The organism is Bacteroides sp. 51, from assembly GCF_010500965.1.
In the GTDB taxonomy this organism is placed as follows: domain Bacteria; phylum Bacteroidota; class Bacteroidia; order Bacteroidales; family Bacteroidaceae; genus Bacteroides.
On record NZ_QVMI01000008.1, the window covers coordinates 33399 to 58450 of the forward strand.

The window sequence follows — 25052 nt, forward strand, 5'->3', positions numbered from 1 at the left end:
AACGAACAGATAGGGAGTTGTGATAACTCTTTTATAGAATAGTTTAGTTAAGTCTAGTTTAGTTTTTGTATAAGCATCCTACAGCAGCGGCTGATAGGGTGCTTATTTGCAATCAGACGCTATCATCCGGAAAGTCAACAGTTTAAGAAAAAACAGATCAAAAAGTCGGCATTTGCCTCATTCTACTTACATGCAAACTTTCCGGAAAACACCAATGAGATGTTAAAAACGGGTTTTAGGCTTGCTTCTACGGCATATTATTGATCTTTGGAAGCACTTCAGCGCAATAATCTCTACATTTGAGCCGCGCATTGGCGACAGCACGCGGCTCAAATGTCAACAGTCGAGCGCTCAAGTATCGGCAGCACGCGGCTCAAATATTTAAAGGGTTTTACTTCATTGGCTTTTATCCTCTGGTTGGTCTGTTTTAAGAACGGTGATTAGAGTATTTATTTGCTGTTTATATTTAAATATGTGCAACTATTCGATCCGAATTCTACATCGATTCAAGCATTTAATCTGTATATTCTTCAAATTTTAATCTTTTTGTTTTTCACAAACAGAGCTCTTTTCTCGTTTTTCCTTCCCTTCCTGCCTAAGCCCGGAATTTGCTATTACAGGTCCGTTCTATTATCAAAATGTCATTTCTGTCATTTTGATAATTCCGAGGCAGCGGCTTTATCCAGAAAGAATTCGACATAATTGGCATGATGGGCAATGTATGCAGATGGCGTAACATCTCCCGAGGTATATATTTCATTGATAACAGATGCTTTTTCCTTTCCTGTTACCAGAAAAATGACATGCTGTGAATTTAAAATAGGATTTCCGGTCAATGCAATACGTGCTTGTTTGGTCTTTGGATTTTCGCTGACTTCGTATGTCTTGCAGGATGATAACAGATGTTCCTGTCCCGGGAAAATAGATGAAGTATGACCATCATTGCCGACTCCCAGAAGAACAATATCAAAAGACGGGAACTGTCCTACTTTAGGTACATGTTTCTCTACTTCCGAGGAATAGCGTACAGCTTCTGCCTGAGGTTTTTCTTCGCCACGAATACGGAAAATGTTTTTGCTGGGGATGGGAGCATCACTCAATAAGAGTTTACGCATAAGCCCGTAGTTACTTTCCGGATTTCCGGGTTGCACGCATCGTTCGTCTACCCACCATATATTCATTCTTTCCCAAGGGGTTATTTTAACGATATCATGAGCCCAAAGATCGAACATAATAGCAGGCGTCGAGCCACCGCTGAAGGCGATGTTAAACGTTTTGTCTGGCTGTTCCTTCATTAACTGCAAGATATGCGAAATCAATGCATAGGCCACAGCGGTGGGAGAAGGATAAATGTTCAGTTTCATAGTTCGCAATATAAATTACTGTTCGTTAGGTTCTTGCACGGATTTGTCCATGCTGCTCCATGTTCATTCATCATAGCCTCGCTCTCGAGAGGCCCCCATGTTCCGGCCGGATAACCATAGAGTGGTGCGTCGGGGCTATTGTTCCAGTATTTCAATAGCGGATCAAAGAAGCGCCACGAAGCTTCAACCGCGTCGCCACGGGTAAATAAGGTAGGATCGCCCGAGATACAATCTTCAATAAGCCGGGCATAAGCGTCGCCGGCGGGGATACCGCCCAATTTATCGTAAGTCAAATCAAGGTCGGCTTGCTTTACCTCAAAGCCAGACCCCGGCACTTTCATTCCTACTCTGAGCAATACACCTTCATTGGGCTGAATACGAATAATCAATGTATTCCCCTTCGGACATTTGCCTTCGGTACAATGAAACATCTGGTGTGGTGCAGCCTTAAAATGAACCACAATTTCGGTTACTTTTGTGGGCATCTGTTTGCCTGTTCGCACATAGAACGGTACCCCACTCCATCGCCAGTTACTAATGCCCAGTTTCATGGCAATATACGTATCTGTACGGGAATCCGGCGATACGTTCTTTTCTTCGCGGTAGCCTTTCTGCTTATCGGATGCGGTGTATTGACCACGAACGACATGCTCGTCCAAATCGACTTTGCTTAATGGAGTCAGCGAATCATATACTTTGACGACTTCATTGCGGAAATCCGTTTCATTGAAAGCTACCGGTGGCTCCATAGCCGTCAGGGCAACCAACTGTATCAAATGGTTTTGTATCATATCGCGCAAGGCACCGGATGCATCATAATAACCACCACGATTTTCAATGCCCAGGTTCTCTACTGCGGTAATTTCAACATAGTCAATGTAGTTCCGGTTCCACAACGGCTCGAAAATGCCATTAGCAAAACGAAAAGCCAGGATGTTCTGAGCAGTTTCCTTACCCAGGAAATGGTCTATGCGATAGATTTGATGCTCACTGAAAGCCGAAGTATAGATGCGATTCAATTCTTGTGCCGACTTCAGATCATATCCAAATGGCTTCTCTACAATGATACGGGTCTGTTTTCCATTCAGATGGTATTTCTTTAAATGCAAAGGAATAACACCATACAATGAAGGTGGTGTTGCCAGATAATAAAGAAGATTGCTTGGACGCTCCTCTCCTGTTAGTTCCTGCAAACGCACCAGTAACTCCTCATAATCAGCTTCAACCGATGGATCTATGGAAAGATAATGAAGCCGCGAAACAAAGTATTCCATGGCAGTTTTATCCTGATCGTCACTATCTACAAAGTCTTTTAATTCATCCAGAATATAGTTTTGATAATCTTCGTCATTATATTCAGTACGCCCTACCCCCAGAATGGAAAAATCCTTATTAATCCGTTTATCTTTATATAAAGAGTATAAAGCAGGCATTAATTTGCGCTTCGTCAAATCGCCCGATGCACCGAAGATCACCATTACAAGAGGATGGGTTGACTGTTTATTATTCATAGTTTTAAGTTTTGAGTTATGAGTTTAGAGTTATGAGTTATGAGTTTAGAGTTATGAGTCGCTATATAAAGCTAGTTTATTCTTTACCTAAAACTCATTACTCAAAACTCATTACTCATTACTCATAACTCTAATTACACATTATATGATCCCGATTTGGTATTCCCGCCGTGGCCCGTCCAGTTCTCATGGAAGAACTTTCCACGCGGTTCGTCTACCCTTTCAAATGTATGCGCTCCGAAATAATCGCGTTGTGCCTGTATCAGGTTGGCAGGAAGCTTCTCGGAAGTTAATGAGTAGAAATAGTTTAATGCTGAAGAAAATGCCGGAACGGGTATTCCTTCGGTTATAGCATAAGCCACTACACGCCTCCAACCTAAAAATACATCTTTGATCTCATTCTTAAAATAAGGAGCCAATAGTAAATGTGCAGGTCTGTCTGTTGCTTCAAAAGCTGCTGCAATATCGTTCAGGAATGCACTGCGAATGATGCATCCGGCACGCCACAAGCGGGCAATAGAAGCCAAATTCAGGTCCCATGCAAACTCATCGGATGCTTTTTGTAAAACAGCAAATCCCTGAGCATATGATATTAATTTCGAGGCGTATAATGCAGAGTGAATATCCTGTACAAGTTCAAGCTGTTTGGACGATATCTTTTTAGGGCTGTGATGGTATTGCATAGCAGCCTTTCTACGTAAATCAACCTGATTGGACAAGCTACGTTCAAACACAGCCGAAGCAATTAAACCTAATGGCATATTCAATTCCATTGCATTGATTACAGACCACTTACCTGTTCCTTTCTGTCCGGCAGCATCCAGGATATTATCTACCAGCCACCCTCCGTACTTAAAATCTTTGTGTTTAAGAATATTTGCTGTAATCTCAATCAGATAACTGCGCAGTTTACCCTCATTCCATTTACTAAATACGGCAGACATCTGTTCATTGGTGATATCCAACAGATTTTTCATTGTCCAATAAGATTCGGCAATGAGCTGCATATCTCCATATTCAATACCGTTATGGATCATTTTTACGAAATGTCCGGAACCTGCCGGTCCAACCCACTCGCAACAAGGAGTGCCATCTTCGGCTTTGGCTGCAATGCTTTGTAAGATAGGTTTAACCTCTTGCCATGCTTTTGCAGAACCACCCGGCATGATAGAAGCCCCGTTCAAAGCCCCCTCTTCACCGCCCGACACACCTGCTCCGACAAAAAGAAAACCTCTGGATTCGGCCAATATTACACGACGGTTGGTATCTTCATAATTAGAGTTACCACCATCAATAAGGATATCGCCCTCGGATAGATAAGGGAAAAGTTGCTCCATCAGTTCATCCACAGGACTTCCTGCACGAACCATCATCATAATCTTACGCGGCGACTCCAACGAATCAACAAAATCTTTTATTTCGGTAAATCCTTGAATATGTTTTCCTTGGGCGCGTCCGTTTATGAAACGCTCTACTACTCCTTCTTCTATTCCGGGTACTGTACGGTTGTAAACAGATACTCTCCAACCCTTGTTTTCCATGTTGAGAGCCAGATTTTCGCCCATTACGGCAAGTCCGATCAAGCCCACATTAGATACTGCTTTCCTCATGTTAATCTGATTGTTTTATTCTTATTTATATATATGTATAACGATAGCATAAAGCATTTGTTCGGGGAAATCAAAAAGAAATTGTACTTTTGCAACTTACATGTAAAGAAGTGTTATGAAGAAAATCCGTTTAGGTTTGCTGTCGCGCATTGTTATTGCAATTTTGCTTGGCATTATATTGGGAAACTTCCTACCAACCCCCTTGGTGCGGGTGTTCGTTACATTTAATTCGATCTTCAGTGAGTTCCTTAATTTCTCAATTCCACTGATTATTCTTGGATTGGTGACCGTCGCTATTGCCGATATCGGTAATAAAGCAGGAAAGTTATTACTCATCACCGTCCTGATTGCTTATGGTGCGACTCTATTATCCGGATTTATCTCTTATTTTACAGGTGCAGCTTTATTCCCTTCTATGATTGAACCGGGAACTTCATTAGGCGAAGTTACAAACTCCGATGGTCTACTACCCTACTTTTCCGTTGGCATACCGCCACTCATGAATGTTATGACGGCATTGGTATTTGCTTTCACACTTGGATTGGGCTTAGCAAACCTGAATAGTACTTCTCTTAAGAACGTTACGCGAGATTTCCGCGATATTATAGTTATGGTTATAGAGAAGGTAATTATTCCACTGTTGCCTATCTATATATTCGGCATATTTCTGGGCATGACACACTCCGGACAGGTTTATTCTATTCTTCTGGTATTTATCAAGATTATAGGTATTATTTTCGGCATTCATGTATTTGTTTTGCTTTTGCAATACTCTATAGCAGGAGCAATCACACGCCGTAACCCCCTGAAACTATTATTGAAAATGCTACCGGCTTACTTCACGGCTTTAGGCACTCAATCATCCGCGGCTACGATTCCTGTTACGCTGGAACAAACAATAAAGAATAACGTATCTCCCCAGATTGCCGGATTTGTGATCCCGCTTTGTGCAACAATACATTTATCTGGTAGTACACTAAAGATCGTTGCCTGTGCATTAGCGCTAATGATCATGCAGGGAATGCCATATGATTTCCCCATGTTTGCCGGGTTCATTTTCTTATTGGGAATAACAATGGTTGCTGCTCCCGGTGTTCCGGGTGGTGCTATCATGGCATCTTTAGGCGTACTTCAATCGGTTTTAGGATTTGATGAATCGGCACAAGCCCTGATGATTGCTTTATATATTGCTATGGATAGTTTTGGCACAGCCTGTAATGTAACAGGCGACGGTGCTATTGCATTGATTATAGATAAAATAACTGATAAAGATTCAATTAAAAAATAAATATGAAAACAGCCCTTATAACAGGTATAACTGGACAAGACGGCTCATTTCTAGCCGAATTCTTATTACAGAAAGGCTATGAAGTTCATGGCATCCTACGTCGGTCATCTTCATTCAACACAGGACGCATTGAACACCTGTATTTTGACGAGTGGGTACGTGATATGAAGCAAAAGCGTACCATCAATCTACATTATGGCGACCTGACGGACAGTAGTTCGCTGGTACGTATCATCCAACAGGTGCAACCGGATGAAATATATAATCTTGCAGCACAAAGCCACGTTAAAGTTAGTTTTGAGGTGCCGGAATATACAGCCGAAACCGATGCAGTGGGAACGCTCCGAATTTTAGAGGCAGTCCGTATACTCGGGTTGGAGAAGAAGGTACGCATATATCAGGCATCTACCTCAGAACTTTATGGTAAGGTACAAGAAGTTCCTCAGAAAGAGACTACTCCCTTCTACCCCCGCTCTCCTTATGGGGTAGCTAAACAATACGGTTTCTGGATAACCAAGAACTATCGCGAGAGCTATGGCATGTACGCGGTGAATGGGATTCTCTTTAATCATGAAAGTGAACGCCGTGGCGAAACATTTGTAACCCGTAAAATCACTTTAGCTGCTGCCCGTATCCGTTTAGGCGAACAAGACAAGCTTTACTTGGGTAATCTGGATGCCATGCGCGACTGGGGATATGCCAAAGATTATGTAGAATGCATGTGGCTGATGCTGCAACATGATACACCGGAGGATTTTGTAATTGCCACAGGTGAATATCACTCTGTACGCGAATTCTGTACCTTGGCCTTCTTTGAAGCAGGTATTAACCTACGCTGGGAAGGTGAAGGTATTAACGAAAAAGGTCTTGACGTAGAAACCGGTAAAGTACTTGTTGAAGTAGATCCGAAGTATTTCCGTCCGGCAGAGGTTGAACAATTACTAGGCGATCCCACAAAGGCCAAAACATTATTGGGATGGAACCCTAGAAAAACAAGTTTTAAAGAATTAGTTCAGATTATGGTTCGACATGATCTGGCCAAAGTAAAACGAATGATAGCTTATAAACATGAATAAAAACGCTAAAATTTATATAGCAGGACATCGCGGATTGGTGGGCTCTGCTATTTGGAAAAACCTGCAAAAGAAAGGTTACACACAGTTAATCGGTAAAATCCGTAGTGAACTAGATTTAATGGACCCTGTAGCTGTTCGCGGGTTCTTCGATGAGGAACAACCGGAATATGTTTTCTTTGCCGCCGCTCATGTGGGTGGTATTATGGCAAACAACACTTATCGCGCCGATTTTATTTATAACAACCTGCAAATCCAACAAAACATTATCGGCGAGAGTTTCCGTCATAATGTGAAGAAACTCCTATTCCTGGGGAGTACTTGTATATACCCACGAGATGCAAGGCAGCCTATCAGCGAGACTGAACTGCTTACTGGCCCACTGGAATATACGAACGAACCGTATGCAATAGCCAAGATTGCAGGATTAAAAATGTGTGAGAGTTTTAATCTGCAATATGGCACGAACTACATTGCTGTAATGCCTACCAACTTGTATGGCCCAAACGATAATTTTGATCTGGAACGCAGTCATGTACTTCCGGCTATGATTCGTAAAATCCATTTAGCGAAATGCCTGCAAGAAGACAACTGGAAAGCAATACAGATTGATTTGGATAAACGCCCGGTAGAAGGTGTTAATGGCAGTTCTTCGCAAAAAGAGATATTGGATACCCTTTCTAAATATGGAGTAACAAGTCAGGGTGTTGAACTATGGGGAACAGGCAAACCACTGCGTGAGTTCCTTTGGAGCGAAGAAATGGCAGATGCTTGTGTGTATATTATGGAGAAGATTAACTTTGAACAATTAAGCAGCGGCAGCGAGGCGCTGCACCCAGGTTTCCATGCGGAAGGAACGAACAAAGAAATACGTAACTGCCATATCAACATTGGCACTGGTAAGGAAATCACGATTAAAGATCTTTCTGTATTGATTGCTCAAACTGTAAACTATAAAGGAAATATAACATTCAACAGTGATAAGCCAGATGGAACTATGCGTAAACTAACTGACCCGTCTAAGCTACATTCCCTAGGATGGCATCATCAGATAGAAATAGATGAAGGGGTGCGTCGTATGTATGACTGGTATTGTGAGTAAGTTAGGTTACTAGCCTACCCAATGAATATAAAAGTAAAGGATCTGCAACATAACCGTAGAACGGTTTTAGTGCAGATCCTTTTTTATATAACGTTTACAAAAAAAGCCTAGGTGCAGCGCCTCGCCCGCTGTTTAATCGTTTGTTAGTTTTCTGTATCGTACACGTTTAGGTTCTTCATTTCCTAAGCGTTTCAACTTATTTTCTTCGTATTCCGAGTACGAACCTTCAAAGTAGAATACATTCGAATCACCTTCAAAAGCAAGGATATGCGTACAGATACGATCCAGGAACCAACGGTCGTGGGAGATGACAACGGCACATCCTGCGAAATCTTCCAAACCTTCTTCCAAAGCACGTAATGTATTTACGTCAATATCATTGGTCGGCTCATCGAGAAGCAGTACGTTGCCTTCTTGTTTCAATGCAATAGCGAGGTGCAGGCGGTTGCGTTCACCACCGGAAAGCACTCCACAAAGTTTTTCCTGGTCACCACCCGAGAAATTGAAACGTGAAAGATATGCGCGGGCATTAATATCCCGTCCACCCATGCGAATCAATTCATTACCTCCTGAAATGACTTCATATACACTTTTTTCCGGATCAATATCTTTATGCTGTTGGTCGACATAGGAGATCTTCACGGTTTCTCCTACTTCAAATGTTCCTTTATCTACGGTTTCCAATCCCATAATCAGACGGAAAAGCGTTGTTTTACCGGCACCATTAGGACCGATAATACCAACAATACCATTCGGTGGAAGCATGAAGTTCAAATCATCAAACAGCAGTTTATCACCATATCCTTTGGCTACATGAATGGCTTCAATAACCTTGTTACCCAAACGTGGTCCGTTAGGAATAAAGATTTCCAACTTTTCTTCTTTTGCCTTAACATCTTCATTAAGCAATTTATCATATGAATTCAAACGGGCTTTACCTTTAGCATGTCGGGCTTTAGGAGCCATACGTACCCATTCCAACTCTCTTTCCAGTGTTTTGCGACGCTTGCTGACGGTCTTTTCTTCCATCTCCATGCGTTTGGTTTTTTGCTCCAACCATGAAGAATAGTTTCCTTTCCATGGAATACCTTCACCACGGTCTAGTTCAAGAATCCATCCGGCTACGTGGTCAAGAAAGTAACGGTCGTGCGTTACGGCAATAACAGTACCTTCATATTGTTGCAAGTGTTGTTCCAACCAATCAATAGATTCTGCATCAAGGTGGTTGGTAGGCTCATCAAGCAACAGTACATCCGGCTTCTGCAATAACAAACGGCATAACGCCACGCGACGACGTTCACCACCCGACAGATGTTTTACCAACTGATCTTCCGGTGGACAACGAAGGGCATCCATAGCACGCTCCAGTTTGGTGTCCAGATTCCATGCATCTGTTGCATCTATAATATCTTGTAGTTCGGCCTGACGGGTAAAGAGTTTATCCATCTTGTCCGGATCTTCATAATATTCCGGTTCGCCAAACTTCAGGTTGATTTCTTCATATTCCTTCAAGGTGTCAACAATAGACTGTACACCTTCCATTACTACCTCTTTTACTGTTTTTTCATCATCCAGTTTGGGTTCCTGTTCCAGATATCCCACCGAATATCCTGGTGAAAATACAACTTCGCCCTGATAAGATTTCTCTAATCCGGCAATGATTTTCATCAACGTAGATTTACCCGAACCGTTAAGACCAATGATACCAATCTTTGCACCATAGAAGAAAGATAGGTAAATGTCCTTTAATACATACTTGTTAGGTTGAAAGGCTTTGCTCACCCCAACCATAGAAAAGATTATTTTCTTATCATCCGCCATAATTAAACGATTTGTTAATTTAGAGTAGTTTTAAAAGATAAAAAGCTCTAACAATCTACTGACCATCAGAGCTTTAAGTGATCCAGCTGGGGCTCGAACCCAGGACCCCAACATTAAAAGTGTTGTGCTCTACCTGCTGAGCTACTGAATCAATCCTTTATTGCTGTTAAGCGGGTGCAAAGGTATAACTATTTATTAAAAATGCAAAAATATTCTATTCTTTTTTCTATATTTGTTTTTAAATTGATAGCAAGCACTATAGGTGATAGATAAAAACAATAATCAGATGCTTTATTAAAAGAAATTGTGAAGAATCATATATTAGTTATATATTTGCGATCATAAAAACATCTGGCACTTATGCAAAAACTTGTAGCATACCCGCTTTCCATCATCTACTATCTGTTGTTTGGAAGTACTTTGGTTATTTTTCACGTGATTCAATGGCTGAGTTTTAATTTATTTGGCTACCAGGCTCATAAAAAGAGTGTAGATGTATTGACTTTCTTTCTGGTCGTGAACACCTACGTTTTAGGAACAAGATATAAAATCAGGAATATAGATAAACTTCCCTCAGGAGTTCCTTTGATTATTGCCTCTAACCATCAAAGCCTGTATGATATTACAAGTATGGGCTGGTTTATGCGAAAAGTACATCCTAAATTTATCAGTAAAATAGAACTGGGTAAAGGAATTCCAAGCATCTCATATAATTTAAGACATGGCGGCTCGGTACTTATTGATAGGAAAAATCCGAAACAATCTCTGTCCGCCATAAGGATAATGGCCGAATATATTGAAAATAACCAGAGAGCAGCAATCATATTTCCCGAAGGAACAAGAAGCAAAACAGGTAAGCCACGATCATTCGCAGAGAGTGGATTAAAGATTCTTTGTAAATATGCGCCATCTGCTTATATGGTTCCTGTTACAGTCAACAATTCGTGGAAAATGACCCGATGGGGTTCTTTCCCTTTAGGCATAGGCAACAAAATCGAACTAATAATTCATGATCCTATTCCGGTAAATGCCATGCCTTTCCCTGAGCTTTTTGAGAAAACAGAACAGACTGTTATTCAGGCTATCAATTGATGAGCCTGAACCACTGTATTCTTCTTCTTAATTAAATATATATTGAGTATTTGTGCGGTTTTCTGCCATCGAAATGAGCATATTTCTTTCATCAACATCTCCTGATTTGAACAAAAGAATATTTCCTTCTGTTTTATCTAAAAAAATAAATGAAAGATCAATCAGGTGCCAAAAGAAAACTGACTCCTTCTATCATGATGAAAATCATGAAAGATACCGTACAAGGGTTTATGGATGATAATGTACTGCAACTCAGCGCATCATTGGCATATGCCACATTATTTTCAATTATACCTTTCCTTTCTCTTATAGTTACTATTGGAACATTCTTTCATACCGACCTGACTAATCAATTATTTGTTCAGTTGCAGCCAATCCTCGGTGCTGAATCCGTTGAACAACTTAAAACAATAATATTGAATGCTAAAAAAACAGATTCGTCTACATTAACGGCAATTGTAAGTTTAGGAGTTACCATATTCGGTGCAACTGCCATCTTTGCCGAAATACAAGGATCGTTAAATTCAATTTGGGGAATAAAAGCCATACCCAAGAAAAGCTGGCTCAAATATATTAAGAACAGACTACTCTCCTTCTCTATCATTCTTATATTCGCCTTTATCCTGCTTATCACATTTACGATAACAAATGTTATTGGTAACCTGAGTGATCGGTTTATGTCTAATTATCCTGATATAGCGGAGTCATTTGTTAAGCTGGTTGGTTTGATTTTGAATATTGGGGTTACATCTTTTATTTTTGTATTGATGTATAAAATATTGCCCGATGCCAAAATAAAGAGTAAAGATGTACTGGTAGGAGCTCTCGTAACTACCATTTTGTTTCTAATCGGGCAATGGGGAATCTCTCTTTATATTGGAATGGCAAGTGTTGGAACTGTCTACGGGGCGGCAGCTTTTATGGTTATTCTGATTACCTGGATTTATTATTCGGCTATAATTATTTATATAGGTGCAGAGTTCACCGAAGCTTGGGCAAATGAGATGGGAAGTAAGATTTTCCCGGATGAGTTTGCCGTAACAACCCGAATTATTGAGATTCATGGGGATAAGCCTGCAGAATCGGTGAATAAGATAGAGATTAACGAACAAGAATAAGTTCCGGTAGATTATCTCTTAATGAAATAGCAAAAATCACTTAACTTCCTATACAACTAGATGTACATCTGGTTACAGACTAGATGTACGTCTGGTTAGCAACCACATGTACATCTGGTTGTACAGAGCAATAAGAGATAATATAATTACGTCCTGGAGATATCCGTCGAGGATTAGGACATAACACAATAATTAAAGTATCAAACTGCTTTTCTCATCTGATGATATCCAAAATAGGAAATAAAGACAAAACAGAATAGCGGCAGGATAAATCCTAATGCCATATAAGTTGTACCTATCGCTCCCATTAAAATAGGAAATACAGCTCCTCCTGCAACTCCCATAACTAAATAAGAAGATGCTTTTTTGACTTGCGAATCGCTAAACCCTCTAACTCCTAACGCAAATATAGTTGGAAACATGGTCGACATGAAAAAGAAGGATGCGTATAAGGAGTACAAGGAGAGTTTACCAACGGACATAACAACAAATGTCATGCAAATAGCCGCCAATAAACCAAAGATGATAAGTACCATTTCCGGTTTGAGCCAACGCATAATAAAGCTGGAGCTAAGACGCCCAACCAGGAAAAGGAACATTCCACCAAAACCTAATAGCTGAGAAGCATGAAGGTTGGATAGTGTTGGGTCCAATTCTGTTACATAGTTTATAAAGAAACTAAAAATGCCGGTCTGTGCTCCACAATATGAGAACTGTGCAAGTACAGCTAAAACAAAACCTGTAGATTTCCAGATTGAGGTTGTTGCTTTTACATGATCTTTTTCTTCGACAACAAATTGGTTTACTTCGATTTGAGGGAGTTTTGTCCATGCAAATATAACAGTAACGATCAAAACAACAATTCCGACGAGAATATAGGGTTTTGCCAGAGCCAATTCGTCTTCAGGGCTTGAACCGAAGATTAATGCACCGCCAATGATGGGACCAATAATCCAGCCTACACCATTAAAGCCGGCTGCGATATTGATTCTTTGTGCAGCCGAGTCCTCCTCTCCCATTGCGGTTATGTATGGATGCGCACCAGTTTCAATAATACATAATCCGCAGGCTAATACAAACAAGGCAATCAGGAATGGAATGGGAGAATGCAGGAAAGCCGACGGAATGAATGCAAATGCACCGATAGCAAATAACAATAAACCTATTACTATTCCTTTTTTATATCCTACTTTGCCCATAATCAATCCGGCGGGCAGTGCCATGATGAAATAAGCAATATAAGTAGAGAATTGTACAAAACCGGATTCGGCTTTAGTCATTTCAAACGCGCCTTGGAAATGTTTGTTAAGCACATCCAGAAGTCCATGGGCGCAGCCCCACATCAAGTACAGACACGAAACTAACAGGAACGCGACCAGGTAGCTTTTTCCTGTAGACGATTTTAATATGGATTTCATACGCAGATTAGTCTAAATGAAAGAACTCTTCCATATCTGCCCACCATTCGCCCTCCTGCCGGGTTTCCAACGGCTCCTGGCAAGGTTTACATACCGCCCACCATCGTTGGGTTTCAGGATCATCAGCCATTTTAGCCATATCGGCTTCATAATCCGTACCTATATATTCATAGTAGCTGAATAGGTATCCGTCTTTATAATAGATACTGTAATTCTGAAGACCACATTCTTTAATCATTCGCAAAACTCCCGGCCAGGCATTGGCATGTAGCGTTTTATATTCTTCCAGTTTCTCGGGACGAAGGCGGATTATACTTCCATATCTTTTCATATCATTTATCTTTTTAGTGCGTTAAACAAGGCTTCGATATTTGCGGGGGGAATATCGGGTAGAATGGCTTCATGGCTTGGAGAGATGATAAGTCCGGTAGGAAATATCTCTTCCAGTTCTTTTACTTTGGCATAAACATCTTCCGGTTTACCGTTAACTAATAAATGCTGTGCATCAACACCTCCGCAGAAAGAAATCCTGCTTCCAAAGTCGTCATGCAAACGTTGTGGTTCCATATTTGCGGCAAGCGCCTGAATGGGGTGAATGATATCTACTCCCAGATCAATAAGATCGGGAATGATATCATAAATACTACCGCACGAATGGTGAACGACTTTCAGGTTATACTTTTTGGCCTGTTCAATCATTTTTTTGGTCCCGTCGAATACAAACTCCCTCAACATCTCGGGTGAAACCATCAGGTTATTTTGGCTTCCAAAGTCATTTCCGATTAAAACGGCGTGAATCTTTCCTTGTGTAGCTTTGTAGAATATCTCGTTTGCCCGCAGATAAAAGTCTGTAATTCTGTCAATGACAGCTTTAAACATTTCAGGTTCCAATATCATTTTGATCATGGCTGTTTCCATACCGAAAGCCGCGCAAGCGTCCTGAAAGTGGGCCGACCATGAAACTCCCATAATGGCATATCCTTCAGGTACTTCATTGACCACCCTTAGACATTCCTCCGGGTCAATGTATTTCTCAGGGTCGGGCCAGGGGAACTTATCAACATCTGCCGGGTTTGAATAATCCTCAAAGAATCCCGGAGCGGTTAACGTCCGTTCATCTACATTCACATGACTGTCTTTTGCAAAGTTGAAAGCTGCATATATGGCGTTACTATCGGGAGAATGATATGGAATCTCGACAGGATAAATGTCGTCATCCAAACAAGCTTTTAAGCTATTGATATCATTTACATTAAAATGTGATAACAAAGCCGGTATGGCCGAATGGTCGGGTATGCCAAGCCAGGAGGCTGGCCTGTCAACCGGGCGACGCTCCGCTGTAGCATAAAATCGTTCAATGTGATTCATTGTTGTATTAGGTTTTAGATATGAATAAGATATATAAATCAGACGGAGTTTTTTTGTATCTGTACTATGTTTATGAGCTAGTCGTCAATCTTTTATTTATATTTGTGGGAGTTTTTAAAAGATATGGTTATGAAAAACAAAAAGCAATTCGTATTTATATTCTTCATTTTCTTTCCTGTTTTCCTTTGGGGACAGAGCAATACCGGTGCAACAGAATTCGCAAATATTCCTAATAACAGTTCTATTCAACACCCGTGGTTTGGTAAGCGTATAGGCTATATCGGAGATTCAATCACCGACCCGAAAAGTTACGGCGATAAGATAAGGAAGTATTGGTCTTTCTTAGAAGAATGGTTAAATACAACGTCTTATGTTTACGGTATCAGCGGCCGGCAATGGAACGATGTTCCCCGACAGGCCGAGTTATTAAAACAAGAGCATGCCGAAGAAGTTGATGCCATTATCGTCTTTATGGGAACAAATGATTTTAATGCCAGTATACCTGTTGGCGAATGGTTTACCGAAAAGGAAGAACAGGTAATGGCTGCTCGTGGTGAAACAAAAAAACTGGTAACGCGCAAACAACGAACTCCAATCATGTCTACCGAGACGTATAAAGGACGTATCAACATGGGTATCAGCCAATTGAAGAAATTGTTCCCTGATAAACAAATCGTACTGTTAACACCCTTGCACCGTTCATTTGCCGAATTCGGGGAAAAGAATGTGCAACCCGATGAAAGTTACCAGAATAATTGCGGAGAATATATTGACGCTTATATCCAGGCTATTAAGGAAGCAGGGAATTTATGGGGAATTCCAGTCATTGATTTCAATGCTCTTACCGGATTGAACCCTATGGTTGAAGAACAACTGATTTATTTTAATGATGCCGGATTTGACCGTTTACATCCAAGTACCGAAGGACAACAGCGAATGGCTCGTACTCTGATGTATCAGTTGTTAACATTACCGGTAACATATTAAACAGTAGTCACAAACAAATCCATTACTATAAAAGTTGTCTTGGTGTGTTAATAAACCGAATTGCATTTCATGTTTTAACGATTAGGTTCGAAAGGATATTTTCACGCTAAGTAAACTTTTACTTGCCTCCGGCTGTTGTTATGGAAAACAAATAGAAACAAATAAAATTCCGGATATGCAATGGCAAGGAAGAAGAGGTAGCACAAATGTAGAAGATCGTCGTGGACAAGGCGGCATGTCTCCTCGTGGATGTAGTGTTGGCGGAGGTATTGGTACTCTCGTTATTATTCTCATTTACTGGTTAATGGGTGGTAATCCATTACAACTAATTGGACAACTAAGCGATAGCCAGGGAGATACCTCAGGATATACACAAGAATATACACATACGGCAGAATCAGATTCAACTGCCCGTTTCGTCTCTGTTGTCCTGGCCGATACGGAAGATGTATGGACCAATATATTCAACCAAATGGGACGTGATTACCGTAAACCAACCTTGGTTATTTTCAGCGGATATACCACATCGGCATGCGGAACTGCCCAAAGTGCTACCGGTCCTTTTTATTGTTCGGAAGACGAGAAAATATACATCGACCTTGCATTCTTTAACCAAATGGCCGGACAATTACAGGCTGGTGGAGACTTTGCTTATGCCTATGTGATAGCGCATGAGGTTGGGCATCATGTACAGAAACTCTTGGGTACCCTCGATCAGGTACACAATATGATGGCACGCACAGACGATGTTAATGCCAATAAACTATCCGTCGCCCTGGAACTTCAAGCTGACTTTTACGCCGGTGTATGGGCAAACCATACAGAAAGCATGTTCAATAGCCTTGACCAGGGAGATATAGAGGAAGCGCTGAACGCAGCAAATGCCATCGGCGATGACAAATTGCAGGAAAGTTCCCAAGGGTATAGCGTACCCGACTCGTTTACCCATGGAACTTCCCAACAGAGACATGACTGGTTCTATAAAGGGTACAGAACCGGCGATATCCAACAGGGAAACACTTTCGAATAAGATTAACCGGAAGGTTTGTTTATTTTAATGGCATAACCACTCTGGCTATTTCTGACAGTTTGGACAAAAGTAAATACTGCCTCCCATATAGGATTCTTTCATGATAGAACCACCACAAGCCGGACAAGGTTGCTTCTTCCATGTATTTGCAGATAAGACCGTTATATATCTTCCGCTATTCCCATACAGGTCACTTTGGGTGTTACGTCCTCCCTTTTCGGTCATATCTTTTAATGTATCTTTTAAAGAACGAAATAAAGTGGCTCGTTCTTCATCAGACAAAGTGAGTGCTTTGCGTTTAGGGTGAATCCGGGCATTAAAAAGTATATCCTGCAATACCCCATTCCCAACTCCGGGAATACGTTGTTCGGTGGCTAGTATCGCTTTTGCACTCAATGTTTTCTTTGCTTCTGCAAATAACTGATTGAAGTTATCCATGGTGTATGTATCATCCAATGGAGATATACTATTCATACTCAATTCATGGTATTTGTTCTCTATCACTCCATCCGGATAAACAGAGATAAAACCATACATAGCTACCGTAAAAACAAGGAACGACTCATCTTCAAAGCCTAGTATAAGTTGATAGTTTTCCGGTATATTATTGCCGGGCTCGTTGTACTTAGCAATGACTCCATCGCCTATGCTCAGGATGGTTCCGCCGGTCAGAAAGAAGTCAACGAACATGCCATATCCTTTGGCGGATTCTATGGTCTTTCCTACAAGATGTCCTCCATACTCTAATGGATCACCTATATAAAAGGTGAACTTATGAGGCTTACTTGCATTAAATACATGTGCTATTTTCTTTCCAACCAGCGTTTCGCTTGCCTGTTTGGTGAGGGTAACAACTTCGGGTAATTCTAACATAACATTCTTTTATTTACGTTTTTCAATCGGAATATATATATCTGTTGTCCATTCGGACATATCCGTATACCTGGGTTCATTTTGATATACTTCAAAACTTATACTGTTACTTTGCGCATAGTTGCTTTGAGGTAACCAGTCTTCATATATCGAGCGGTAAAGTTCGGGTAATGCGGCATAACTTCCTTTGTGCCTGAATACGGCATAATATCCTCCGGGTATCTCTTGTATACTGAATTTTCCTCTGGGTTTATATTCTCCGGTTATAAAAACTCCCAGATAGAACCGGCATTGCTCTTCAACAGTGACCTGTGGATTATCCCGGCTTATACTCACATATTTTCCGGAATCTTCTTTTTTAATATACTTCTCTCTGTAATGCACAATCTTTTCCCAGATTTTGAGATAATTATTCCGATCCTTATAACTTCTTTCGACCGGATAACTAATAACAGTCTGAGTATCTAGCTTTTTAATCTGAGGTTGTAATGATATGGCTATTTGTGGAGAAGATTCTTTTATTGTTACCTGATAGAATCTTTCCCTGTATTCCGTCATGGAAAGTCCAAAGTGTTTTTTGAAAGCTTTAGCCAAACTTGCATTGGTTTGGTATGCCGTTTGCTCTAATATTCCATTTATTGTCAGGTTGGTTAATATTAGTTTATGGGCAATACCCTCCAATCGAAGGCGTTGTATATAGCTGCCAATATTTTCTCCAATCATATCCTTAAATACCCGGCGAAGATGGAAAAAGGATAGATTTGATATCCGGCATAATTCATTAACATCAATTACCGTATTCAGGTTCTGATCAATATAAGCCTTTATTTTACCTACAGCTTCGTTATGGACATTCCGGGTGATTTCTTTTTGTTTCCAGCGTTTTAAGGTGGGAAGTCGTTTATTGAGAAGTATCCGCAAATCTTGTGGAGTATAGCTGGTACTGGAATATTCGTTATACTTATCGGTGTACTTCACCCATATATCAACCATTTGTTCCATGGGGATATCGACAATGTACTCTCCATCTTTCAGACAGTAGTAACAATACTCATCACTCCGGGAATGATCGGCATTTGTTCCCAGATATTCCTCTACATCAAAACGAAGAGGCATACCACAACTCTGACAGTATTGTTTCCTGAGCGTTTCCTGTTCCATAGATACAAAAATAAAAAGGCTATTCGGGATATTGTTGTCCAAAATAGCCTTTTTTAGTTATGTTATGCAGAATTATACTTTTAAATATGCTTTTGAATAATCATTAAAGAGAAATAAGGAAATGCTTTATTTTGCAATTCGCTGATATCGGTAGAATAGTATTCTTTTTCTGTTCCTGCATTTTCAAAATAGTGGTAATAATAGGAAGGATGGCTCGGTATAAAACGGTGTAACTCATCTGTACATTGGGATAGTTTCATGATAACGACTGTCATATTTGAGTCAAGTAGTTCTGAAAGTTCCTCCACATTCGTATTTCCCGGAATAACCACCAAGCGTTCTTCTTGTTGTACCACATGCAGACCGGCAATAGCTCCGCATGCAATAAAAGCAGGGATGCCCGGAACACTGCATACCGGAATATGGATAGTATGCAGCCTGTCATATACATAATGAATAGAAGAATAGAATCCGGCATCACCCTCAGCAACGACTGCAACCCGGTAAGCTTCTTTATATAATGCAGCGGCTGATTCGAACATACGGTCATAAACCTGCATGGCCAATGAGCGGTCTTTACTCATGGGCAGCGGGAACAACCTGATCTTATCATCCGGTATTTCCAGTTGATGTAATATATCGGCGGCACGGGAAGAAACATGACCATTGCCTGTAACTGTTGCCGGACAAAGAATAACATCCGATTGCTGAAGTATGCGAAGGCCTTTTAACGTGATAAGCTCTGCTTCACCTGGCCCGAGAGAAACGAAAGTAACCGGATGTTGTTCCATTATTTTTTTAATGTTATTGGTTTATTTCAAATTCGCTTTGATCCAATCCAGTTGTACATAGCGTGTTTTGGTAGACACCCAATGTTCGTTAACAGGGGTTATCAATGCTTCTTTTGGAGAAGTCAACACATTATATACGGCATAACTGGTGGTCGGCGGACAAACATCATCATTAAATCCCCAAGTCATAAATACAGGAGCAGTAACACGACGGGCAAAGTTTACAACATCATAATATACAAGTGTGTTGATTACTTCGGGAGTTAAAGAGATACCTTTATATTTGCGTCCGAAGTGTGGATAACCTCCTGTAACGTCTTTACCGGCATAGCCAGCCATATCAGACAAAGCCGGATGATTAGCTACACAAGCTGTTATGCGGGAATCCAATCCCGAAAGAATGATAGCAAGCGCACCACCCTGGCTCCCACCTTGTGCAATCATATTTTTACCGTCCCATTCGGGTAGAGTCGATACATAATCTACCGCCCGTACACAACCCAGATATACCTTCTTCATATAATAGGTGTTACGATCCTGGATTCCATTAGCCAAATAACCATTAGGATGATGGTCACCAAACGCACGGGAAATATCTTTGTATGTTTCGGCGTCCAATGATGGGTTAATTCCATGAATTTCCATATCAAAACGGATACAATCGGCTTCTACATAGAACATCGTTTTCAATGGGTTCATCGGCTTCACTCCTGCTCCCGGCGGACAAACAACAACCGGATATTTACTGGGTTTCTTTGGTTTACTTAAGTAGCCATATACAAATTTTCCGGGTTGGTAGCATTGAAGCTTAACAAGATAGCAATCTACTTTATCCGAGGAATATTCGGGTGCATAGGTTACTTCCGGGTTCATCGGGCATTTAGACTGTTCCTCAAGTGCTTCTTTCCAGAAAGCATTGAAATCCTTAGGCATTTGTGTGTAGGGTTCTATTTTCTCTGGCGAGAATCCTACTTTGATATGGTGTTTGTAAGTCTCGTTTTTAACCTTAACACTCATCCGGCAATCACGAAAACCGGGCTTTTTCATGGTGCCGATTGCAATTTCAGCTTTGCCACCTTTTAGTTTAACTGTACCTTCGGTATCGGGTTCCAGATTGTCCTGACCAATGCGGTATGTTATTTCCAGGTTGTCTTGTAGAATTCCATATTCATAGATAGCAACGGTTACCGTAGCCTTCTCGCCTGTTTTGTAAAGCCAATCGGTATGGTTAGGAGTGGTTACCCAAAGTAAATTGCTTTGATGTGGGTAATTCTGTGCATCGGCAGGCAATACAAATATTCCTAACAGCAGGATAAGGAAAAGAAAGGGTGTCTTCATTGGTTGTATTCTATTTAGTAATTATTGGAATATCAGAGAAGCAAAAGTAGTGCTTTTCTTATGATATCAAAGAATTGTAGAAGAAGAAACAACCACATCTTATATCCATCGACCAGTGAAATCCCTTTCAACTGTTTCCTGAAATCTGATAAAGACAATGTTGTGTTTGCTTTTATAGTTTTAGCCCTATCAGGTAACAAATGTATTTTCAATTTGTCAGGTTAACCACCTTGATTACTCAATAACAATGACCAGTGATTTATCTACCGGTGCCCAGTCATAAACAAATTTGGCATGCGAAGATGCATTCCGTACACACATGTGCGAACGGGGAATACTACCCAATGTGGCACTCCACTCAATAATGGCTGTCCGGGGCAGGTTTACAGGAACGCCGTGAATATAGCCACCATTGGTAAACCGGCTTGCCCACGGTGTATAGCCGGCAATGCGTGATGTACCATCGACAAGGAATTGCATTTTGGGCTTTTTCTCCTGAACGACAAATATTCCCAGCGGGGTTTCTTTTTGATAAGGAGGATTATGTGCTCCGGTGGTTGCCGGATTCTGACTGCGTATCAGCCATTTAGTGCTGGTAGAATCTTTTTCTAACGTAGCTATATTCTGATTGGTTCTATCAACTACGGCTATGCGCTTAAAAGTCTGCATTTCAATGGGTTTTACGTATTTCTTCGGAATAAACCATTCTCCATCTCCGTAAACATGTGCTACATGTACCAAAGAGCTATCATTGTTATATCCTATAAATCGAAACAATGTTCCGTCTGTAGCATAAATTTCAGGAGTAATGGTATCTGTGAGTAAATAAAGTGGTACGGACTGATACCTTTCTGTACCCAAAGAGTCGGAAATGTTTTTATAGGCGTTGCGACTATACTTTTTCACAAGAGGCGATTCTCCGTTTACATTCTTCCGGTTCCGGACTACTCCCCAGGCTGTTGGTTTTTGCTGGGCATTTTCTATTTTTGCCAATTCCTTGCGCATCTTACCCCATTGGAATACACGCACGGTATCTTTATACGGGTATTTATCTTCCAGCGTATATTGATCGTATAGCAAGGCCTTTTCAAAGACAATGTCTTCCGGGAGTATTTCTTTGATCTCGGGTTCTTTGACTACTGAAATATTTTCAATGGTATCGTTCTCTGCTTTGGTTTCGATGTTTTCCTCAGATACTGAAGGCTTACAGGCTATTAAGGATAATAACCCGATGAATAAAACCATGTTTTGTTTACTTAATATCGACATAATATTATCTCTCTTCTTTTAACTTAAAAACAAAAGAGATAATACTTATGTTTAATCTCGCAAGAAATAAACAATCATTGTGAGTCATTAATTAAAGCCATGTTTATTCAAATACCGTTGCTGTAAAACTTTAAATTTTAGCATGCAAAAAACTCGTTTTTTACATGCTAAAATTTAAAGAAAAGTACCCCCTTTCAGAAGGCTCTGACACGGATAAATATGGCTAATAAATTATAGTGCTTTCTTCTTCTGAAACCGCACAGTAACATCCATCATCATTCCATTACTTACACAGTAGAAACGTTGATTAGTAGTAGGCGAATCAAGCCCGCCAAATTGTTCAATATACGGACCCAGTTTGATATAATCAAAATGCTCGAGAGAACACCCTTTCGGTAAAACCGCTTTCCCGGAATACCATCCGGTTTTAATTCTATTGCCGGTTATATGATGCACATAACTGGCCAACTCTTCTACTTCTTTGGGAGAAGCATCACCACCCATGAAACAAACACAGGTGATGGCTCCTCCATATTTACCCAGTAAGATATCCAACGCGTGGCGATCCAGCACATTTCCAATATCTTCCATCAGGTAAGGACTATGGCATCCCTTACATCGATTGGGACAATTGGACAGGTTGATCGCCAATGTTACTTCATCGGGCACCTCCTGGAAAACAATATCATAACTGGCGAACCGGAGCATAATGACGCCGTGCAGCCTCCCCCTGCCTGCTTTCCGAGAAATTACTTACCCGTTTCATATATCCGATAATGCGAGTCAGGTAGTCCAGATTCTTGCTTTTACATGATGGGCATTCATGCAAATACCGCTTATCAATATGCCCGCAATCGTTACATATGGCATTCGGTACATTGAATGTAAAGTAATTGCAGCCTTCATTGGCAGCCACACAAATCAGATGATAGTATTGTTCCTTGCTTAAATGTTCTTCCAGATTCATGTGCAAGGCCGAACCACCGGTAAGATGCTCTATATACTTCTTTCCATGCAGACGGAATTTATCAATGACATTCAATGATTTGTCTTCAACAATATAAAAATAGCTGTTATAGCAATCGCGGTTCACTTTATACCCGTCTCTCCTATCCCACTTCGCATGTTTTACTCCTACGTTCTCTGCCGGAATCATTTCACAGTTAAACATCAGATCTTTCGTGCGGTATCTCTTATTATACTCTTCAATCAGTCCGAGGATTTGCTGTACAAATTCCTCATAACGTGGATTGTCTGTTATTTCTATGCCCAAAGACTCGGCCGCTTCGACCAATCCGTTTACACCAATGGTCAGATATTGGCGTCCCAGATTAATATATCCGGCATCGAACAAAGGCAGCATACCTTTTTCCTGCATATATTTCAGATTTTCATTGTATGCCATCTGGACTTTATGCACCAGATCAACCACTTCTTCGAGGAAGAACATATAATGGATTCCCTTCCGCGAAGCCGACTGGATACAACGATTCAGATTAATAGTCAATACACTTTTTGAACCGGTAGACACTCCACCCGCACCCAAAGTATAGCTAAATCCGTTATCCTGAATTTCGTTACGTAAACGGCAACAGCTACTTAATGAATCAGCATTGTCACTGATATAAGTAAAGAAAGAATGCCCCTCGGCATACATCTCAGCAGTAAACTCACCATATTCCTTATCTTTAGGCTCGCCATTTTCAGTCAACAGCGCCATAGTTTCTACCGGGAAAGTCAATACGGTGCGTGTGCGTTCTTTATTGAACCATTTCATAAACCGTTTCTGAAGCCAGTTCAATGAATCCCAATGTGGAGCACTTCCATCGGGGAAGATAAAGTTCTCAAAAAGACTTTCGAAATAAAAACGATCGTAATAAGATATATTCCAGAATACCGCCTGGAAATTCCTTGCACCGGTAGGTTGGTTAATGGAATATACAATCTGCTCAAAGCAATCGGTAATGATTTTATCCAGTGTACGTTGCTTCAGTGATAAGTCAACAACCTTATCGGCTTCTTTATAATACTCCTTGCCATATTCCAGTCCGATAAAGTAGTTCATGTACATCAGGAATTCCGGTGTGGCACATGCACCGCTAAGCATACTGGATACCATGAAAACCATATTGATAAATCCACCGCAGAATGATTTCAGGTTGGTTGGAGCTTTGGAGTTACCACCTATAGACATTGTACCACCAATCAACCAGGGATACATGGTAATACTGGCACAATAGTTGGCCAGACTTGTCTCATCATTCTTATATATATAATGGTTGTTCAATAAATCAATATACTTGTCTGCCAGTTCTTTACCGTACATTTCCTTCAAGCGGTCGGTCAGCATGCGACGATTCAAACGAATGAAGTTCGATTTAGGCAATTCTCCGATCAACGTAGCCATATTTTTGTTCTCTACATTGGCATTCGAATCATATTTACTACCCGAAGCTGCATTTTGCGCATCACAATAATCAATCAGGAACTTCAATTTATCGCGCACCTCACGGTCTTCCAGGTGCTTTTGCCTGTAAAGCATATAAGATTTGGCAACCATATAATACCTTTCTGCCATAAGCGCTAACTCCACCTGGTTCTGAATTTCTTCAACCGTGGTTTGGTTCGTTATACTCACCCGACTTAAGATATTGGTGATCACATCCTGAGTAGCAAAGCTGCCTACCGATAAAAATGCTTTAGCAATAGCACTCCTGATTTTCTCCATAGAAAAAGGTTCTCTTTTTCCATCTCTTTTAATTATGAATAGCTCCATGATATATTATAATATGGGTTTAACATTTGCCTTGTTTATTAAAGTATCTAGCCGATAAAGTG

At 40.7% G+C, this 25052-nt stretch carries 21 protein-coding genes and 1 tRNA gene; 7 read left to right on the forward strand and 15 right to left on the reverse strand.

What is annotated here, in order from left to right:
* Nucleotides 1–650 precede the first annotated feature (650 nt).
* The 3 genes from pgl to gnd all read right to left on the reverse strand — a co-directional run bounded on the left by pgl (nt 651) and on the right by gnd (nt 4485).
* A complete protein-coding gene (pgl, locus tag D0T87_RS08125; RefSeq protein ID WP_163174626.1) occupies nt 651–1364 on the reverse strand; it encodes a 6-phosphogluconolactonase in 714 nt (237 codons plus the stop codon).
* The gene (zwf, locus tag D0T87_RS08130; RefSeq protein WP_163174689.1) at nt 1361–2842 is read right to left on the reverse strand and encodes a glucose-6-phosphate dehydrogenase; all 1482 of its coding nucleotides are present in this window, start codon (nt 2840–2842) and stop codon (nt 1361–1363) included. Before zwf ends, pgl begins: the two co-directional genes overlap by 4 nt.
* Nucleotides 2843–3009: 167 nt before the next feature.
* Nucleotides 3010–4485: a decarboxylating NADP(+)-dependent phosphogluconate dehydrogenase gene (gnd, locus tag D0T87_RS08135; protein ID WP_163174628.1), complete on the reverse strand. Its 1476-nt coding sequence runs from the start codon at nt 4483–4485 to the stop codon at nt 3010–3012.
* 115 nt (nt 4486–4600) lie between these two features.
* Here gnd and D0T87_RS08140 point away from each other — a divergent pair, with 115 nt between their 5' ends.
* Genes D0T87_RS08140 through D0T87_RS08150 form a run of 3 tightly spaced genes read left to right on the forward strand, consistent with a single transcriptional unit; the run spans nt 4601 to nt 7948 of the window.
* A complete protein-coding gene (locus D0T87_RS08140) occupies nt 4601–5773 on the forward strand; it encodes a dicarboxylate/amino acid:cation symporter (RefSeq protein WP_163174630.1) in 1173 nt (390 codons plus the stop codon).
* A 2-nt stretch (nt 5774–5775) separates the two neighbouring features.
* Nucleotides 5776–6849, forward strand: coding sequence for a GDP-mannose 4,6-dehydratase (gene gmd / locus D0T87_RS08145; RefSeq protein WP_163174632.1), 1074 nt, complete (start codon nt 5776–5778; stop codon nt 6847–6849).
* Nucleotides 6842–7948 (forward strand): GDP-L-fucose synthase, encoded by a 1107-nt coding sequence (locus tag D0T87_RS08150; protein ID WP_163174634.1) that lies wholly within the window; start codon nt 6842–6844, stop codon nt 7946–7948. Before gmd ends, D0T87_RS08150 begins: the two co-directional genes overlap by 8 nt.
* Nucleotides 7949–8080: 132 nt before the next feature.
* Here D0T87_RS08150 and ettA read toward each other — a convergent pair whose 3' ends face one another.
* Complete coding sequence (ettA, locus tag D0T87_RS08155; RefSeq protein ID WP_163174636.1) at nt 8081–9769, reverse strand: energy-dependent translational throttle protein EttA; 1689 nt, start codon at nt 9767–9769, stop codon at nt 8081–8083.
* A 78-nt stretch (nt 9770–9847) separates the two neighbouring features.
* Nucleotides 9848–9920 (reverse strand) — tRNA-Lys (locus tag D0T87_RS08160).
* 209 nt (nt 9921–10129) lie between these two features.
* Here D0T87_RS08160 and D0T87_RS08165 point away from each other — a divergent pair.
* Together D0T87_RS08165 and D0T87_RS08170 are read left to right on the forward strand one after the other, a co-directional pair.
* Nucleotides 10130–10861: a 1-acyl-sn-glycerol-3-phosphate acyltransferase gene (locus D0T87_RS08165; protein WP_163174638.1), complete on the forward strand. Its 732-nt coding sequence runs from the start codon at nt 10130–10132 to the stop codon at nt 10859–10861.
* Between the two features lie 149 nt (nt 10862–11010).
* Nucleotides 11011–11979 (forward strand): YihY/virulence factor BrkB family protein, encoded by a 969-nt coding sequence (locus D0T87_RS08170; protein WP_163174640.1) that lies wholly within the window; start codon nt 11011–11013, stop codon nt 11977–11979.
* Between the two features lie 200 nt (nt 11980–12179).
* On the opposite strand, the gene D0T87_RS08175 is transcribed toward D0T87_RS08170, so the two are convergent.
* Genes D0T87_RS08175 through D0T87_RS08185 form a run of 3 tightly spaced genes read right to left on the reverse strand, consistent with a single transcriptional unit; the run spans nt 12180 to nt 14765 of the window.
* Nucleotides 12180–13397, reverse strand: coding sequence for an MFS transporter (locus D0T87_RS08175; protein WP_163174641.1), 1218 nt, complete (start codon nt 13395–13397; stop codon nt 12180–12182).
* A gap of 7 nt (nt 13398–13404) precedes the next feature.
* The gene (locus tag D0T87_RS08180) at nt 13405–13728 is read right to left on the reverse strand and encodes an L-rhamnose mutarotase (RefSeq protein ID WP_163174642.1); all 324 of its coding nucleotides are present in this window, start codon (nt 13726–13728) and stop codon (nt 13405–13407) included.
* A gap of 5 nt (nt 13729–13733) precedes the next feature.
* Nucleotides 13734–14765, reverse strand: a complete 1032-nt coding sequence (locus D0T87_RS08185) for a uroporphyrinogen decarboxylase family protein (protein WP_163174643.1) — start codon at nt 14763–14765, stop codon at nt 13734–13736.
* Between the two features lie 129 nt (nt 14766–14894).
* On the opposite strand from D0T87_RS08185, the gene D0T87_RS08190 reads away from it, so the two are divergent.
* Together D0T87_RS08190 and D0T87_RS08195 are read left to right on the forward strand one after the other, a co-directional pair.
* Nucleotides 14895–15752 carry an SGNH/GDSL hydrolase family protein gene (locus D0T87_RS08190; RefSeq protein ID WP_163174644.1) on the forward strand — a complete coding sequence of 286 codons (858 nt, stop codon included), beginning with the start codon at nt 14895–14897 and terminating at the stop codon, nt 15750–15752.
* 175 nt (nt 15753–15927) lie between these two features.
* Nucleotides 15928–16782 (forward strand): neutral zinc metallopeptidase, encoded by an 855-nt coding sequence (locus tag D0T87_RS08195; RefSeq protein WP_163174645.1) that lies wholly within the window; start codon nt 15928–15930, stop codon nt 16780–16782.
* A 45-nt stretch (nt 16783–16827) separates the two neighbouring features.
* Here D0T87_RS08195 and D0T87_RS08200 read toward each other — a convergent pair whose 3' ends face one another.
* The 7 genes from D0T87_RS08200 to nrdD form a co-directional block, all read right to left on the reverse strand.
* Nucleotides 16828–17655 (reverse strand): endonuclease VIII, encoded by an 828-nt coding sequence (locus tag D0T87_RS08200; protein ID WP_163174646.1) that lies wholly within the window; start codon nt 17653–17655, stop codon nt 16828–16830.
* Nucleotides 17656–17664: 9 nt separating this feature from the next.
* Complete coding sequence (locus D0T87_RS08205) at nt 17665–18816, reverse strand: GyrI-like domain-containing protein (protein ID WP_163174690.1); 1152 nt, start codon at nt 18814–18816, stop codon at nt 17665–17667.
* An 80-nt stretch (nt 18817–18896) separates the two neighbouring features.
* Entirely contained in the window at nt 18897–19607 is a 711-nt protein-coding gene (locus D0T87_RS08210) for a precorrin-2 C(20)-methyltransferase (RefSeq protein WP_163174647.1), read from the reverse strand.
* Nucleotides 19608–19628: 21 nt separating this feature from the next.
* Nucleotides 19629–20945 (reverse strand): acetylxylan esterase, encoded by a 1317-nt coding sequence (locus D0T87_RS08215; RefSeq protein WP_163174648.1) that lies wholly within the window; start codon nt 20943–20945, stop codon nt 19629–19631.
* A 234-nt stretch (nt 20946–21179) separates the two neighbouring features.
* A complete protein-coding gene (locus tag D0T87_RS08220; protein ID WP_239063557.1) occupies nt 21180–22214 on the reverse strand; it encodes a L,D-transpeptidase in 1035 nt (344 codons plus the stop codon).
* Nucleotides 22215–22445: 231 nt separating this feature from the next.
* On the reverse strand, nt 22446–22922 hold the full coding sequence (gene nrdG, locus D0T87_RS08225) for an anaerobic ribonucleoside-triphosphate reductase activating protein (protein WP_163174649.1): 477 nt from the start codon (nt 22920–22922) through the stop codon (nt 22446–22448).
* Nucleotides 22900–24990 (reverse strand): anaerobic ribonucleoside-triphosphate reductase, encoded by a 2091-nt coding sequence (nrdD, locus tag D0T87_RS08230; protein ID WP_163174650.1) that lies wholly within the window; start codon nt 24988–24990, stop codon nt 22900–22902. The genes nrdG and nrdD overlap by 23 nt, the downstream gene beginning before the upstream one ends.
* Nucleotides 24991–25052: the final 62 nt, after the last annotated feature.